10 protein-coding genes are annotated in these 16339 nt (G+C 69.4%); 4 read left to right on the top strand and 6 right to left on the bottom strand.

Annotated elements, in window-relative coordinates:
• Positions 1 to 132: 132 nt before the first annotated feature.
• From IEZ21_RS04490 to glgB, 4 genes are all read left to right on the top strand, one after another.
• On the top strand, positions 133 to 2535 hold the full coding sequence (locus tag IEZ21_RS04490) for an alpha-1,4-glucan--maltose-1-phosphate maltosyltransferase (protein WP_246567274.1): 2403 nt from the start codon (positions 133 to 135) through the stop codon (positions 2533 to 2535).
• Complete coding sequence (gene treS, locus IEZ21_RS04495; RefSeq protein WP_189320568.1) at positions 2532 to 4232, top strand: maltose alpha-D-glucosyltransferase; 1701 nt, start codon at positions 2532 to 2534, stop codon at positions 4230 to 4232. Before IEZ21_RS04490 ends, treS begins: the two co-directional genes overlap by 4 nt.
• A gap of 194 nt (positions 4233 to 4426) precedes the next feature.
• Positions 4427 to 5824: a maltokinase N-terminal cap-like domain-containing protein gene (locus IEZ21_RS04500; RefSeq protein WP_189320569.1), complete on the top strand. Its 1398-nt coding sequence runs from the start codon at positions 4427 to 4429 to the stop codon at positions 5822 to 5824.
• Positions 5825 to 5860: 36 nt separating this feature from the next.
• Positions 5861 to 8230, top strand: a complete 2370-nt coding sequence (gene glgB / locus IEZ21_RS04505; protein ID WP_308429619.1) for a 1,4-alpha-glucan branching enzyme — start codon at positions 5861 to 5863, stop codon at positions 8228 to 8230.
• A 19-nt stretch (positions 8231 to 8249) separates the two neighbouring features.
• On the opposite strand, the gene IEZ21_RS04510 is transcribed toward glgB, so the two are convergent.
• From IEZ21_RS04510 to IEZ21_RS04535, 6 genes are all read right to left on the bottom strand, one after another.
• Complete coding sequence (locus tag IEZ21_RS04510; protein ID WP_189320570.1) at positions 8250 to 9683, bottom strand: cytochrome P450 family protein; 1434 nt, start codon at positions 9681 to 9683, stop codon at positions 8250 to 8252.
• 121 nt (positions 9684 to 9804) lie between these two features.
• Positions 9805 to 12063 (bottom strand): HelD family protein, encoded by a 2259-nt coding sequence (locus tag IEZ21_RS04515; RefSeq protein ID WP_246567275.1) that lies wholly within the window; start codon positions 12061 to 12063, stop codon positions 9805 to 9807.
• A 138-nt stretch (positions 12064 to 12201) separates the two neighbouring features.
• Complete coding sequence (gene trxA, locus IEZ21_RS04520; RefSeq protein ID WP_281399376.1) at positions 12202 to 12534, bottom strand: thioredoxin; 333 nt, start codon at positions 12532 to 12534, stop codon at positions 12202 to 12204.
• Positions 12531 to 12959 carry a MerR family transcriptional regulator gene (locus IEZ21_RS04525; RefSeq protein ID WP_033320964.1) on the bottom strand — a complete coding sequence of 143 codons (429 nt, stop codon included), beginning with the start codon at positions 12957 to 12959 and terminating at the stop codon, positions 12531 to 12533. Before IEZ21_RS04525 ends, trxA begins: the two co-directional genes overlap by 4 nt.
• Positions 12960 to 13018: 59 nt before the next feature.
• Complete coding sequence (locus IEZ21_RS04530) at positions 13019 to 14494, bottom strand: AAA family ATPase (protein ID WP_189320572.1); 1476 nt, start codon at positions 14492 to 14494, stop codon at positions 13019 to 13021.
• Positions 14495 to 14846: 352 nt separating this feature from the next.
• On the bottom strand, positions 14847 to 16229 hold the full coding sequence (locus IEZ21_RS04535; RefSeq protein ID WP_189320573.1) for a cation:dicarboxylate symporter family transporter: 1383 nt from the start codon (positions 16227 to 16229) through the stop codon (positions 14847 to 14849).
• Between the last annotated feature and the right edge of the window lie 110 nt (positions 16230 to 16339).

Raw genomic sequence — 16339 nt, forward strand, 5'->3', positions numbered from 1 at the left:
TACGCGCGAGTAGTTAACAACGTGCCGGATTGCCCACCCGATTAGGGTGGGAAGGCTCCCCGGTACGCCCTGCAGGACCCACCTCCCCACACCCCCATCCGCCCGCCCACGTTGACGCGGACAGGAGCGGTCATGCCCGCCACGCACCACTCGTCATCACCACCGACACACAGCACCAGCACACCCCCCGAACGCGGGGCGAAAGCCGGCCCGCCGGAACAGGCGACGGCCGAGCAGCCGCAGCAGGCGGCAGCCGAGAAACCCGAACAGCCGACGGCCAAAAGGGCCAAAGCCACTCCCGCGAAGACGGCGAAGGCCTCAGCCGCGAAGAAGGCAGCGGCCACACCGGCGAAGGCGGCCAAGGCCACGCCTTCGAAGACCGCGAAGGCTGCGAAGGCTGCGAAGGCTGCGAAGGCCAAGAAGGCCGCGAAACCCACGAAGGCCGCAAAGGCCGCACCGGCGAAGACCGCGACGCCGAAACCCGAGTCGCCACCGGCCGAACCCCCGGACGCCGTGACCGCGCCACCGGACGGCGACGCCCTCATCGGGCGTATCCCCGTCCTGGACGTCCGCCCCCTCGTCGCGTGCGGGCGGCGCCCCGCCAAGGCCGTGGTGGGCGAGGCGTTCGAGATCTCGGCGACGGTGTTCCGGGAGGGCCACGACGCGGTGGCCGCCAACGTCGTACTGCGGGACCCGGAGGGCAACTCCGGGCCCTGGACCCCCATGCGGGAACTGGTCCCCGGTACGGACCGCTGGGGCGCCACCGTCTCCGTACCGAAGGAGGGCCGCTGGACCTACACCGTGGAGGCCTGGGGCGATCCGGTCACCACCTGGCGCCATCACGCGCAGATCAAGATCCCGGCGGGGATGGACACGGAGATGGTCCTGGAGGAGGGCGCGCTGCTGTACGAGCGTGCCGCGGCCGGTGTGCCGAAGAGCAGGGGCCGCCGTGACACGATCCTCGCCGCCGCCGACGCCCTGCGCGACACCGCCCGCCCCGCCGCGGCCCGCCTCGCCGCCGCCCTCACCCCGGACGTGGACCACGTCCTCGCCCGCCATCCGCTGCGCGAATTCGTCTCGTCCTCCGAGCAGTTGCCGTTGCTGGTGGAGCGGGAGCGGGCGTTGTACGGCTCGTGGTACGAGTTCTTCCCGCGTTCGGAGGGCGCCGTCGTCGAGACCGGCAAGCCGACGGTCAGCGGCACCTTCCGGACCGCGGCACGCAGGCTGCCGGCGATCGCCGCGATGGGCTTCGACGTGGTCTATCTGCCGCCCGTCCACCCGATCGGCAGCACCTTCCGCAAGGGCCCCAACAACACCCTGAACGCGGGCCCGCACGACGTGGGCGTCCCGTGGGCAATCGGCTCCCCGGCCGGCGGCCACGACGCCGTCCACCCCGACCTGGGCACCCTGGACGACTTCGACGCGTTCGTGGCACGGGCCGGCGAACTGGGCCTGGAGATCGCGCTGGACTTCGCGCTGCAGTGCTCCCCGGACCACCCCTGGGTGGACAAACACCCCCAGTGGTTCAACCACCGCCCGGACGGCAGCATCGCGTACGCGGAGAACCCGCCGAAGAAATACCAGGACATCTACCCCATCGCCTTCGACGCCGACATGGACGGCCTGATCGCGGAGACGCTGCGGGTGCTGCGGTTCTGGATGGCGCACGGGGTGCGGATCTTCCGGGTGGACAACCCGCACACCAAGCCGGTCGTCTTCTGGGAGCGGGTACTGGCCGACATCAACCGCACCGACCCGGATGTGATCTTCCTTGCGGAGGCGTTCACCAGGCCGCCGATGATGCACACCCTGGCCCAGATCGGCTTCCAGCAGTCATACACGTACTTCACCTGGCGCAATACCAAGCAGGAGCTGACCGACTACCTCACCGAGCTGTCCGGCGAGGCGGCGAGCTATATGCGGCCGAACTTCTTCGTGAACACCCCGGACATCCTGCACGAGTATCTGCAGCACGGCGGCAGGCCGGCGTTCGAGGTGCGGGCGGTGCTGGCCGCCACGCTGTCGCCGACGTGGGGGGTTTACAGCGGGTTCGAGCTGTGCGAGAACGCCCCGGTGCGGCCGGGCAGCGAAGAATACCTGAACTCGGAGAAGTACCAACTCCGTCCACGGGATTGGGAGTTGGCCGAGCGGGAGGGCCGTAGCATCTCCCCCCTCATCACCCGGCTCAACGAGATCCGGCGGAACAGCCCGGCCTTGCGCCAGCTGCGGGATCTCCATTTCCACCAGGCGGACCAGGAGGCGGTGCTGGTGTTCAGCAAACGGGCGGGGACGGACACCATGCTCGTGGTGGCCAACCTGGATCCGCACCACACCCAGGAGGCCACGGTCTCGTTGGACATGCCGCGACTCGGCCTGGACTGGCACGAGACCGTGCCGGTGCGCGACGAGCTCACCGGCGCCACCTACCACTGGGGCAGGGCCAACTATGTGCGCCTCGAGCCCGGCAGGCAGCCGGCGCACATCTTCAGGGTCCTGCGACCGTCCTCACCGATCGGAGGGTCACCCACACCATGATCGTCAACGAGCCCGTTCAGGACACCTTCGAAGACACCCCCGCCAAGGACCGCGATCCGGACTGGTTCAAACGCGCGGTGTTCTACGAAGTCCTCGTCCGCTCCTTCCAGGACAGCAACGGCGACGGCATCGGCGACCTCAAAGGCCTCACCGCCAAGCTCGACTACCTGCAGTGGCTCGGCGTCGACTGCCTGTGGCTACCGCCGTTCTTCAAATCGCCCCTGCGTGACGGCGGCTACGACGTCTCCGACTACACGGCCGTCCTGCCCGACTTCGGAGACCTGGCGGACTTCGTCGAATTCGTCGACGCGGCCCATCAGCGGGGCATGCGCGTGATCATCGACTTCGTCATGAACCACACCAGCGACCAGCACCCGTGGTTCCAGGAGTCGAGGAGCAATCCCGACGGCCCCTACGGCGACTACTACGTGTGGGCCGACGACGACAAGCAGTACCAGGACGCCCGGATCATCTTCGTCGACACCGAGGCCTCCAACTGGACCTTCGACCCGGTCCGCAAGCAGTACTACTGGCACCGCTTCTTCTCCCACCAGCCGGACCTCAACTACGAGAACCCGGCCGTGCAGGAGGAGATGATCTCCGCGCTGCGGTTCTGGCTGGACCTGGGCATCGACGGCTTCCGCCTCGACGCGGTGCCCTACCTCTACCAGGAGGAGGGCACCAACTGCGAGAACCTTCCGCAGACCCACGAGTTCCTCAAGCGGGTCCGCAAGGAGATCGACGAGCACTACCCGGACACGGTGGTGCTGGCGGAGGCCAACCAGTGGCCCGAGGACGTGGTCGACTACTTCGGCGACTACAGCGTCGGCGGCGACGAATGCCACATGGCCTTCCACTTCCCCGTCATGCCACGGATCTTCATGGCGGTGCGACGGGAATCCCGCTACCCGGTCTCCGAGATCCTGGCCAAGACCCCGGCCATCCCGTCCGGCTGCCAGTGGGGCATCTTCCTGCGCAACCACGACGAACTCACCCTGGAGATGGTCACCGACGAAGAACGCGACTACATGTGGGCCGAATACGCCAAGGACCCCCGCATGCGCGCCAACATCGGTATCCGCCGCCGGCTGGCCACCCTGCTGGACAACGACCGCAACCAGATCGAACTGTTCACCGCGCTGCTGCTGTCGCTGCCCGGCTCGCCGATCCTGTACTACGGCGACGAGATCGGCATGGGCGACAACATCTGGCTCGGCGACCGCGACGCGGTACGCACCCCCATGCAGTGGACCCCGGACCGCAACGCCGGCTTCTCCTCCTGCGACCCCGGACGGCTGTACCTGCCCACGATCATGGACCCGGTCTACGGCTACCAGGTCACCAACGTCGAGGCCTCCATGAGCAGCCCCTCGTCGCTGCTGCACTGGACCCGCCGCATGATCGAGATCCGCAAGCAGAACCCCGCCTTCGGCCTGGGCTCCTACACCGAACTGCCCTCCACCAACCCGGCCGTCATCGCCTTCCTGCGCGAGTACAAGGACGACCTGGTGCTGTGCGTGCACAACTTCTCCCGCTTCGCCCAGCCCACCGAACTCGACCTGCAGGCCTTCAACGGCCGTCATCCCGTCGAACTCATCGGCGGCGTCCGCTTCCCCGCCATCGGTGACCTGCCCTATCTCCTCACCCTCGCGGGACACGGCTTCTATTGGTTCCGTCTTCGCAAGGACATGGCGTAGAAACAGAGGGCGTAGACAGTTGGCCTCGCGCCCCGCGAGGACTCCGCCATCGGAGTCCGCGAGGGGCGCGAGGATCTGCGCAAAAACGACAGGCGAGGGCGGTTTTCCCCGCCCCGCCCTGGGCACGCATCAGTAACACCCCGCCCACCGGTGCGCCCCGGACGCGAACCGAAATGGGGAAAGGACGCGACGCCATGTCGGAAACCGTCACCAGCCCCGTCACCACAAGCCCGGGCCTCCTCGCGTCCCTCGATCCGCTGTTGCGCGAGTGGCTGCCGAGGCAGCGGTGGTTCGCGGGCAAAGGGCGCCCGGTGACCGGTTTCTCGCTGGTCGCGGCGGTCGAGCTGCTGCCGTGGAACGCGAAGCTGGGGCTGCTGCATCTGCTCGTACGGGCCCATCAGCCGCTCTCCGCCGCGCCCGGCGCGCTGTCGCATCCCGGCGACTGCTACCAGCTGCTGATCGGTGTGCGCGAGACGCTCCCGCCACGGCTGGCGCCCGCGCTGATCGGCCATCCCGAAAAGGGGCCACTGGCCGGGCGGACGGTGTACGAGGCGCTGCACGACCCGCGCGCCGCCGATCTACTCCTGGAGGCGCTGCGGACGGGGACGCAGGTCGGCGCGCTGCGCTTCGAGCGCGACACCCGGCAGGAGCTCCGGGAGGACCTGGTGCCCCGGGTGGTGACGGCCGAGCAGTCGAATTCCTCGATCATCTATGGAGATACGTTCATTCTGAAGCTGCTGCGCCGGATCCTGCCGGGCGTCAACCCCGATCTGGAGCTGCCGCTGGCACTGGCCCACGAGCACTGCCCGCGGGTGCCCGCGCCGGCCGGCTGGATGGTCGGGGACCTGGACGGCGACACGTACGTCCTGGGTGTGCTGCAGCGCTTTGTGCGCGGGGCCACGGACGGCTGGGACCTGGCGCTGCGCGAACTGACCAAGGGCGAGGACTTCACCGGCGAGGCGCGGGCGCTCGGTCGGGCCACCGCCGAGGTGCACACGGCGCTGGCCCGTGCGCTGCCGACGGTCACGCTGGGCCACACCCAGATGGACACGCTCGTCGACGGCATGATCGAGCGGCTGGACGCGGCGGTCCAGGCGGTTCCCGCGCTGCGTCCGTACGCACCAGGGCTGCGGTCCGCCTTCGACGCGCTCACCGAGCTGGCGGCGGAGGGCGAGACCTGGACCGCGCAGCGGATACACGGCGATCTGCACCTCGGGCAGTGCCTGCAGGACCCGGCCGGAGACTGGTCGCTGATCGACTTCGAGGGCGAGCCGTCGAAGCCGCTCGCCGAGCGCCGGATGCCCCAGCCGACCGCGCGGGACATCGCGGGCATGCTCCGGTCCTTCGACTACGCGGCGCACTCCCATGAACCACTCGTGTCCGACTGGGCCGATCGCTGCCGGGCCGCGTACTGCACGGGATACGCCGAGGTCAGCGGCCGTGATCCGCGCTCCGAGCCGGTACTGCTGCGTGCGTACGAGACGGACAAGGCGATCTACGAGGTCATGTACGAGGCCCGGCACCGGCCCGACTGGCTGCCCGTACCGTTGGCCGCGGTGCAGCGCCTTTCCGGTGGCATTGCGGCATCCTGATCCTGCCCCACCTCACCCGTCGAGGAGGCCCCACCTGTGACGTCCCGCCCGAACCCAGCCGCCCAGCAGCCGAAGAGTACGAAGGCCAAGGCCATGAACGAGGTACCCAAGCCAGGTGTCACTCCGGAGCCCCAGCCGGCTGAGGACGCGCGGCCCGCGGAGGCCGCGACCGAGCCGTCCGAGGCGGCGGCCACGGTGGAGCCCGGTGCACAGGTGCGTCCCCTGGCCGTACTGGATCGCGGTGAACGGGAGCGGCTGCTGGGCGGGGCCCATCATGATCCGCATTCCGTGCTCGGGGCGCATCCGGTGCCGGACGGTGTGGTCTTCCGGGCGCTGCGGCCGTACGCGCGGTCCGTCACCGTGGTCGCGGAGGAGCTGCGGGTCGAGCTGCACGACGACGGGGACGGCTTCTTCTCGGCCGTGCTGCCGCTGCGGGAGGTGCCGGCGTACCGGCTGGTGGTGGAGTACGAGGGGAGCGTCCAGGAGGTCGAGGACGCGTACCGTTTCCTGCCCGCCATCGGTGACCTCGATCTGCATCTGTTCGGTGAGGGGCGCCATGAGCAGTTGTGGAAGGCGCTCGGTGCGGAGCCGATGGAGCACCAGGGGGTGACCGGCACCCGCTTCACGGTCTGGGCGCCGAACGCGCGCGGGGTGCGGCTGGCCGGATCGTTCAACTTCTGGGACGCCACGGCGTATCCGATGCGGTCGCTCGGCTCCTCCGGTGTGTGGGAGCTGTTCGTACCGGGGCTCGGCGAGGGCGAGCTGTACAAGTTCGAGATCATGCGGCCGGACGGTTCCAGGACCCAGCGGGCGGATCCGATGGCGCGGCGTACCGAGGTTCCGCCCAAGACGTCCTCCGTCGTGACCGCCTCGCACCACGAGTGGCAGGACGAGGCGTGGATGTCCCAGCGGGCGGAGAAGCCCGCCCATGAGGCGCCGATGTCGGTGTACGAGGTCCATCTCGCCTCCTGGCGCCCCGGACTGACGTACCGCCAGCTGGCCGAGCAGCTCCCCGCCTACGTCCTGGACCTGGGCTTCACCCATGTCGAGCTGATGCCGGTCGCCGAGCACCCCTTCGGCGGCTCCTGGGGCTACCAGGTCACCGGCTTCTACGCACCCACCGCCCGCCTCGGCACCCCCGACGACTTCAAGTACCTCGTCGACGCGCTGCACCAGGCCGGCATCGGCGTGATCATGGACTGGGTGCCCGCGCACTTCCCGCGCGACGACTGGGCCCTGGCCGAGTTCGACGGCCGCCCGCTGTACGAGCACGAGGACCCGCTCCGGGCCGCGCACCCCGACTGGGGAACCCTGGAGTTCGACTACGGCCGCAAGGAGGTCCGCAACTTCCTGGTCGCCAACGCCGTGTACTGGTGCGAGGAGTTCCACATCGACGGACTGCGGGTCGATGCCGTCGCCTCGATGCTCTACCTCGACTACTCCCGCGAACCCGGCCAGTGGACCCCGAACGTGCACGGCGGACGCGAGAACCTCGACGCGGTCGCCTTCCTGCAGGAGATGAACGCGACGGTGTATCGGCGCGAGCCCGGCGTCGTCACCATCGCCGAGGAGTCCACCGCCTGGGACGGCGTCACACGCGCGACCCACCACATCGGGCCCGGCGGCTTCGGTGGTCTGGGCTTCGGCCTGAAGTGGAACATGGGCTGGATGCACGACTCGCTCGACTACGTCGCGAAGGAGCCCGTGCACCGGAAGTACCACCACGGCGAGATGACGTTCTCGATGGTGTACGCGTACAGCGAGAACTACGTGCTGCCGATCTCGCACGACGAAGTGGTGCACGGCAAGCGGTCGCTGGTGTCGAAGATGCCGGGCGACTGGTGGCAGCAGCGGGCGAACCACCGCGCGTATCTGGGCTTCATGTGGGCGCATCCCGGGAAACAACTCCTCTTCATGGGGCAGGAGTTCGCACAAGGGACGGAGTGGTCGGAGAGCCACGGGCCGGACTGGTGGCTGCTGGACCCGGCGTACGGGGCGGAGGCGGACCACCGGGGCGTACGCGACCTGGTGAGCAGCCTGAACTCCGTCTACCGGCAGACTCCGGCGCTCTGGGAGTGCGATACGGATCCCTCCGGGTTCTCGTGGGTCACGGGGGACGCGGCGGAGGACAACGTCTTCGCGTTCCTGCGCTTCGACGCGGCGGGCTCGCCGCTGCTGGCGGTGTCCCACTTCTCGCCGGTGGTCCGTCGCGACTACCAGCTGGGAGTCCCGGACGACATCCCCGCCTGGCACGAGGTGCTGAACACGGACTCCGCCCGCTACGGCGGCAGCGACGTCACCAACCCCGACCCCCTGAAGCCGGACGCCCAGGGGTGGCACGGGCGGCCGGCCAGCATCCGGCTTACGTTGCCGCCGTTGGCCACGGTGTGGCTGCGGCCGGCGTAGGAGGGGTTGTTTCGCCCCCTCAACCCCCCTTGCGCGTGCCCCACATCAGATGCCGCAACGCCTGCAGCAGACCCCTCGCATGGCGCCTGGAGGCGTGCGAGGGATCCGGCCGCGGGGCTCCGTTCGCGGCAGCGCGCACCGAACCCAGGCGGGCGGGATCGCCGGTAGTGGGATGGCCGGGGCCGAGTTCGTAGCGGACGGGGAGCAGCCGCAGGCCCCGTACGACCGGGCCCGAGCGCCAGGGCAACTGGTCGGCGGGAAGCGTGAGTTCGACCTTGGTGAAGTGGTCGAAAACGCGGCCCACGGCCGTGGCCACCACCGTGCCCGCCAGCTCGCGGGCAGCGGTGGGGCACTGGTGCGGCCCCGCCCCCCACCCCAGATGCGCCCGCGTGCTCACCGTGGAGTCCACGAGGCTGGAGCCGATCGCCATCAGGTCCTGGTGGGCCGCCGCTGCGGACGGCGAGACCACGTCGCCCGCCCGGATCCAGAAGTTGCCGAGCCGCACATCACGCGCCGCGAAGCGGAAGCACATGTTGGCCACGGGCGAATTGGCCAGCGCGGCCCGGTTGATGGTCTCGCCGATCTGCCCGGCCGACAGGCTCCGCCGGACGGTGGCGTTGCCGCGCAGCACCTCCAGCAGTGTGTTGCACACCATGTTGCCGGTGATGTCGTTGAGATAGACCGCGTTCATGAACAGCTCCCGGCCGAGCTGCTCGTCGGACAGGGACGGATCGGCGAGGAGCATGTACGAGGTGAGGTCGTCGCCGGGCACGGCCCGCCGGTGCGCGGCCAGCCGGGTCATGGCCGCGAGCGCCCGCCCGGTGGCGGGCCCCGCGTCGGGCCCGCCGTCGAGCATCCGCCACATGTCTATGACCATCTCGTCCCCGAGTTCGACGGGGAAGCCGAACAACCGGGTCGTGACCATCAGCAGCAGGGGCCTGGTGTACTGCGCGGCCAGGTCCATGAACCCCGCGGTACCGGACTCCGCCGCCAGCATGGCGACCAGCTCGTCCGCGTACGACACGACGGCCGACCGCAGCTCCCACCCCTGCGGCGTACGAGCGTCCTGGAACGGACCGAGCGCCGAGTGGTACGTCTGTCGCGCGGCCAGATGCTCCTCGTCGTCCATGAACATCGTCTGCCGGACCTCGTAGCCCGCGAGCAGCGGCCAGTCCTGAGGCAGCCGCCCCTCGGCCCGCGCCCGCCAGTACCGGATGTCCCGCCGCCACACGCTCTCCTGGCGGAGCACGTCCAGGACCTCGCGGTAGTCGAGAACCAGCCACACCGGTACGCCCATGAGACCGACCGGCGCCACCGGACCGTACATACGCCGCAGTTGCGCGTACACGCCGGCCGGGTCCGTGTCGAAGGCCGACGTCAGCAACGGCTCGACGCGCAACGACTCGAGTGAGGGCGCGTCGGCCGGAGCCGCGGCGAATGGTTGAGGGTTCATGCGACCACGCATACAGCACCGGACATGCACAAGCTGTGACCGTGACGTCAACTGTTACGACTTGGTGATGCCTGCGGGAGATGTGAAGTTGTGGTGATGCGCCCGCAAAGCCCCGGTCCGCTCAGAAGGCCGTCGCCAGCGCCTGTGGCAGCTCCCCCGTGTGCACGATGCCCAGCGTCTGCGTGGCCCGGGTCAGCGCGACGTACAGATCGCTCGTGCCGTACCGCGACGGCTCGACCACCAGCACCGAGTCGAACTCCAGGCCCTTGGCCTGGCGCGGGTCGAGGAGCACGACCGACTGCGTCAGATCGGGTTCCTTGCCCGCCGTGACGCCGTCAAGGCGCGCGGCCAGCGCCCGGTGCAGATCGCGGGGCGCGATCACCGCCAGCCGCCCCTCCTCCGGGGTCAGTTCCGCGACCGCTTTCGCGACGGCTCCCGGCAGGTCGTCCGTGGCCCGCGCCCAGGGCCGTACGCCCGTCGACCGCACCGAACTCGGCGGCTCGAAGCCGGGATGCTCGGCGCGCACCACGGCCGCCGCGACGTCCATGATCTCGGACGGGGTGCGGTAGTTGACGGCGAGGCGGGTGTGCTCCCAGCGGTCCTCGACGTACGGGTGGAGGATGCCCGACCAGGAGCCGACGCCCGCCGCGTCCGCCGTCTGTGCCGGATCCCCGACGAGCGTCATCGAGCGCGTCGGACTGCGCCGCATCAGCAGCCGCCACGCCATCGGCGACAACTCCTGCGCCTCGTCCACGATGATGTGCCCGAACGCCCAGGTACGGTCGGCCGCGGCCCGCTCGGCGGCGCTGCGGTGGTCGTCCTCCTCGTGCCGCTCGGCCATCCGCTCGGCGTCGATGATGTCGTGCGCGGAGAGGACCTCGCCCGCCTCGGGGTCGTCCTCCTCCTTGTCCTCGAACTCGTACGTCCGTGAGGCGTACGAGATGTCCAGCACGGTCTGCGCATACGCCACCTGCTCCTCGCGTTCCTTCTCGGCGGCGGCCCGCGCCAACCGGTCGTCCTCGCCGAGGAGTTCGGCGGCCTCGTCGAGGAGGGGGACGTCGGCGGTGGTCCAGGAGCGCGTCACCGGGCGCCGGACGGCGGCGGCGTCCGCCTCGGAGAGGTAGCCGTCGGGCTCGGCGAGGAAGTCGGCGACGAGCCGCTGCGGGGTGATCCGCGGCCACAACTGGTCGATGGCCGACCAGACTTCGGGGTTCTCGGCCAGCTCCTCGCGGATCTGCGTGATGTCGCTGGGGTCGAGCAGGTTCGTACCGTCGAAGGGGTCTGTGCCGATCCGCTCGGCGACCATGTCGGTGAGGGTGTTGAGGATGTGGCCCTCGAAGGGCTCGCGGGCGGCGTTGTGCGGCAGCTTCGCCTCGCGGGTGCGCTCGCGCGCGACGCGTACGAGATCGTCGTCGAGCATCAGGATGTCCCGGTCGTGCTCGATGGCGATCACCGGGTCGGGCAGGGCCTCACGGTCGCGTACTACGGCGGCGAGGACGTCGGCCATGTCGGCGCGGCCCTTCACGGCGGCGGCCTCGGGGGTGTCGGTCGCGGTCGCCTTCACGCCGGGGTAGAGCTCGCCGACGGTGGCGAGCAGGACGCCCGTCTCGCCGAGGGAGGGCAGGACCTCGCCGATGTAGCCGAGGAACGCCGGGTTCGGGCCGACGATCAGGACGGCCCGCCTGGCGAGCAGCTCCCGGTGCTCGTACAGGAGATACGCGGCGCGGTGCAGGGCCACGGCCGTCTTGCCGGTGCCAGGGCCGCCCTCCACGACCCGTACGCCGCGGTGCGGGGCGCGGATGATGCGGTCCTGCTCGGCCTGGATGGTCCGCACGATGTCGCCCATACGGCCGGTGCGCGCGGAGTTGAGGGCGGCGAGCAGCACGGCGTCGCCCGTCGGGTCCTCGTGGCCGGTGCGTTCCTGGTCGCCCAGGTCGAGGATCTCGTCGTGCAGGGCGGTGACGGCGCGGCCCTCGGTGGTGATGTGCCGGCGGCGGCGCAGACCCATCGGGGTGTGGCCGGTGGCGAGGTAGAAGGGGCGGGCGACCGGGGCCCGCCAGTCGATCAGGATCGGAGTGAGTTCGGTGTCGTCGGCGCGGATACCGATACGGCCGATGTGATGGTGAGTTCCGGTGGTGAGGTCGATCCGGCCGAAGCAGAGGGAACCGTCCACCGCGTTCAGCGCGGCGAGCAGCCCCGACCGCTCGGCGACCAGGACGTCCCGCTCCAGGCGGGCCTGCTGCGGCGTGTGGCCCTGCGCGAGGGCGTCCGCCACGGAGGTCTCGGTGCCTCCGCGGAGGGCGTCGACGCGCGCGTACAACCCGTCGATGAATTCCTGCTCACGGCGGAATTCATCGTCCGGAAAATCGTTGTTTGACAATTCCACTCCCGGCCCGATATACTGTGCCTACTGAACTTCTTCGCGACCTAATTCGAGTGAAGTCGCGAACCATTCAATATACGCAAAGAAATCCCCCGCGGGCAATTGCCCGCGGGGGATTTCTTGTTCGCCTGCTGGTTACAGCATGTCGGCCAGTTCCTCCAGGAGCCGTCGCTTCGACCTGGCGCCCACCATGGACTTCACCGGCTCGCCGCCCCGGAACACCATGAGCGTGGGCATCGACAGCACCCCGTACGCGTTCGTGGTCTCCGGATTCGTGTCCACGTCCAGCTGGACCACCTTGAGCCGGTCGCCCTCCTCGGAGGCGACTGCGCTCAGCACCGGCGCGATCTGCCGGCACGGCGGACACCAGTCGGCCGTGAACTCCACCAGTACCGGCAGCTCCGCCTCGATCACCTCCGCCTCGAAGTCCGCGTCCGTCACTTCGGCCACGCCCGCTGCCTTGATCACCGCGTCCGCCCTCCCAGTTCGCATACGGGTTCCGGGCCGCCCGGAACCTCCGCCCCGGCCGCCAGCTCCTCGCGCGCCTGCTCGGCCTTCGCCAACTGCGTGCCGACCTGCGCCCGTACGGCCTGCAACTCGCCGATCAGCGCGTCGAGTTCGCCCAGCTTGCGTCGGTACACCGCCAGCGATGCCGGGCACAGGTCGCCCTCCGGGTGCCCGGCCCGCAGACACTCCACGAAGGGCCGTGTCTCCTCCAGCTCGAAGCCGAAGTCCTGCAACGTCCTGATCTGCTCCAGTAGACGCAGGTCGTGCTCGTCGTAGGTCCGGTATCCGTTGGAACCGCGCCGCGCGGGCAGCAGCCCCCGTGACTCGTAGTACCGGAGGGTCCGCGTGGTGGTCCCTGCCCGCGCCGCCAGCTCGCCGATTCGCATGCTGCGACGGTAATCCTTGACGCCGACGTCAAGGCAAACGGCCAGGCGACCGCATCGACCTACTCGTCGTCTTCCTCGATCAGCCAGTCCTCGTCGTCCTGGTTGTCGTCGGGGTGCTTTACCCCCAGCAGCCGCCGAGTGAGGCGGTCGCGGTCCGACAGCAGCTCGTCGACCGCCGTCCGGAGGTCTGCCGTCTCCGTGTGGTCCGCCTCGCGTTCGGCGGAGATGAGCACGGCCCGGCGTATCAGCTCCTTGGTGAAGGAGGCCGTCACGCCCTCGGTGCGGGTGACGATCTCCTCGGTGATGTCCTTGCCGAGGTCGAGGTCGGCTCCGTACAGGCCGAGGAGGCGGGCGCGGCCGTCGGCGTCCGGGAGGGGGATCTCGACGGCGAGGTCGACGCGGCCGGGGCGCTGGACCAGGGCCGGTTCCAGGAGGTCGGCTCGGTTGGTGGTGAGGAGGAACGCCACGTCGGCGTCGTCGCCGAGGCCGTCCATCTCGTTCAGCACCTGGAAGAGCAGGGGCTGGGCGCCGCCGTCGTGATCGCGGGCCTCGGCGACCAGGTCGACGTCCTCGAGGACCACGAGCGCGGGCTGGAGCATACGGGCGAGCCGGCACGCGGGGCCGATCGCACCCATGCTCGTACCGGAGAGGACGACGACCGTGAACTCCGGCAGGTGGGAGAGGAGGTAGCGGACGGTGTGGGTCTTGCCGGTGCCGGGCGGCCCGTACAGGAGCAGTCCGCGGCGCAGATGCTGGCCCGCCGCGCGCAGCCGCTCGCGGCGCCTGGCCACCCCGACGACCTGCCGCTCCACCCGCTCCAGAAGACCGGACGGCAGGACGATCTCCTCGCGTGTCAGCGCGGGCCGGCGGTGGAAGCGGAACGGGCCGAGTCCGTTGTCGAACTCCGAGCCGTCGAAGGAGAGGATCTGCCCGCGGTAGATGTTGTGCTCGAGCATCAGCGCGTCGATGTCGGCGAGCAGCCGGTGCGCGAACTCCTTGTCGGCGGCGAGGACTTCGAGCTCGACCTTGTTGCGTCCGTACTCGTCCGCAGGGCCCCGCAGCAGCAGAGCGAACCGCTCCTCGCCCTCCTGGCCGAGGTAGAACCCGAAGGAGACACAGGCGAGTTCGTCGTCCGGGGAGACCGGCAGATGCGCGTAGTCGACGGCTCCGACCACGAACCGGTCGTACAGGTTCGCCGATTCGAGGATCTCGCCCAGCGTGAGGTCGCCGCGGCTCTCCGAGCCGGTCATCCCGATCAGCTCGTGCGTCCGCCCCTCGACGGCGAACCAGCGCTCCAGGGCCAGATGGACATTCGGCAGTTCGTACGGGGGGTAGGCGGCCTTGACCACCGGCTGGTCCCCAGGCGCCGTACGCAGATGAGAACGGAGCCGCTTGGTGAGATCACGGTAGCCCTCCCTGCGCTTGGGCCGGGCGACCGCCAGAAGGAACTCATGGAAGAGACCATCGATCTCGTCCAACGAGTACGGCTCCTCCGACGTCTCCTCCGTGCCAGTGACCACCGAGTCGTCCCCCATGCGCACCTCCGTACCGTTCCGCTCCACTTACGGCTCTTCAGCCTGGGCTCTGCGCAGGGAGGGGTCAAAGGCTTTTCCGGTGGCGGAAGTTGGGGCGGTGACAGCAAAGGCTCAGCCCGGCCACCGAGTTGGTGACCGGGCTGAGCAACTGAAACCGGGCGGCTGAGCGACGGGGGAGGCACCCAGCCGCCCGGGGTTTCGGGGCGGGCCGCGCCCGCTTGAGGGGCCGCAGGCCCCGAAAGGGGCGCGGGGCTGTATCTATATGCGGCTCCGCCGCGCGGGCGCGACCAGCCACAACGGACCCGCAGCCGGCTACCGCCCCACAGCCCTACGGCGGCTACCCGTACAGCAACTACGCTTTCGCGAGCTCCTTGTCCTCGCCCTCGCGAGAAGCCTCCCCATCCCCGGCGGGAGCCGCATCGTCGTCGAGAAGCGTCTTCTCGTCGAACGGCAGGTTCCCGGCGAGAACCTGATCGACCCGCTCACGGTCGATCTCCTTGGTCCAGGTACCGATCAGCACCGTGGCGACCGCGTTGCCCGCGAAGTTCGTCAGAGCACGCGCCTCGCTCATGAAGCGGTCGATGCCGACGATCAGGCCGATGCCGTCCACCAGCGCGGGCTTGTGAGACTGGAGGCCACCCGCCAGGGTGGCAAGACCCGCACCGGTGACACCCGCCGCGCCCTTCGAGGCGACCAGCAGGAACAGCAGCAGCGGAATCTGCTCGCCCACCGACATCGGCGTACCCATGGCGTCGGCGATGAAGAGGGACGCCATGGTCATGTAGATCATGGTGCCGTCGAGGTTGAAGGAGTAGCCGGTCGGGACGGTGATGCCCACCACCGGCTTGCTGACGCCCAGGTGCTCCATCTTCGCGATGAGCCGCGGCAGCGCGGACTCGGAGGAGGAGGTGGACAGGATCAGCAGGAACTCACGGCCCAGGTACTTGAAGAGCGTGAGGATGTTCAGGCCCGCCACCACCCGCAGCAGCGCGGCCAGCACGATGAAGACGAAGAGGAAGCAGGTGACGTAGAAGCCGAGCATCAGCACGGCGAGACTCTTGAGCGCGTCAAGGCCCGCGGAGCCGGTGACCGCGGCGATGGCACCGAAGGCACCGATCGGGGCGGCCCACATCACCATGGCGAGGACGCGGAAGACGAGGCGCTGGATGTGCTCGACACCGCGCAGGATCGGCTGACCGGTGTCACCCATGGCCTGCAGCGCGAAGCCGACGAGCAGGGCGACCAGGAGGGTCTGCAGGACCTCGCCGCCGGTGAACGCGGAGACGATCGTGGTCGGGATGATGCCGAGCAGGAACTCCTCGGTGGTCTTGGCCTCGGTGACCTGTGCCTGACCGGTCTCCTTGATCGCGTCGGTGACCGCGAGGCCCGTACCCGGCTCGACGATGTTGCCGACGACCAGGCCGATGCCGAGCGCGACCAGCGACATCACCGTGAAGTAGCCGAGCGCGATGCCACCCACCGCGCCGACCTTCGCGGCTTTCCGTACCGAGCCGATGCCCAGCACGATGGTGCAGAAGATGATCGGCGAGATCATCATCTTGATCAGGTTCACGAAGCCGGTACCGATCGGCTTCAGTTCGACCGCGAAGTCGGGGGCGACCAGACCGACGGTGATGCCGAGCACCACCGCGATGATCACCGCGATGTAGAGGTAGTGGGTGCGATCCCGCTTGCCGGCGGGTGCGGTAGCTGCCGTTTTTGACGTATTCGTCACGGCTGCCTCCTTGACGTCATCGTCGCATCACCGGCGTGCGGCTCACGTCCGGGGGTTGGGGTGACTATCCCGTGCGCTGTGAGGCCGGTCACCCTTCCGTTCATTTAGTT

This window comes from Streptomyces flaveus (assembly GCF_014647675.1).
Taxonomy (GTDB): domain Bacteria; phylum Actinomycetota; class Actinomycetes; order Streptomycetales; family Streptomycetaceae; genus Streptomyces; species Streptomyces flaveus.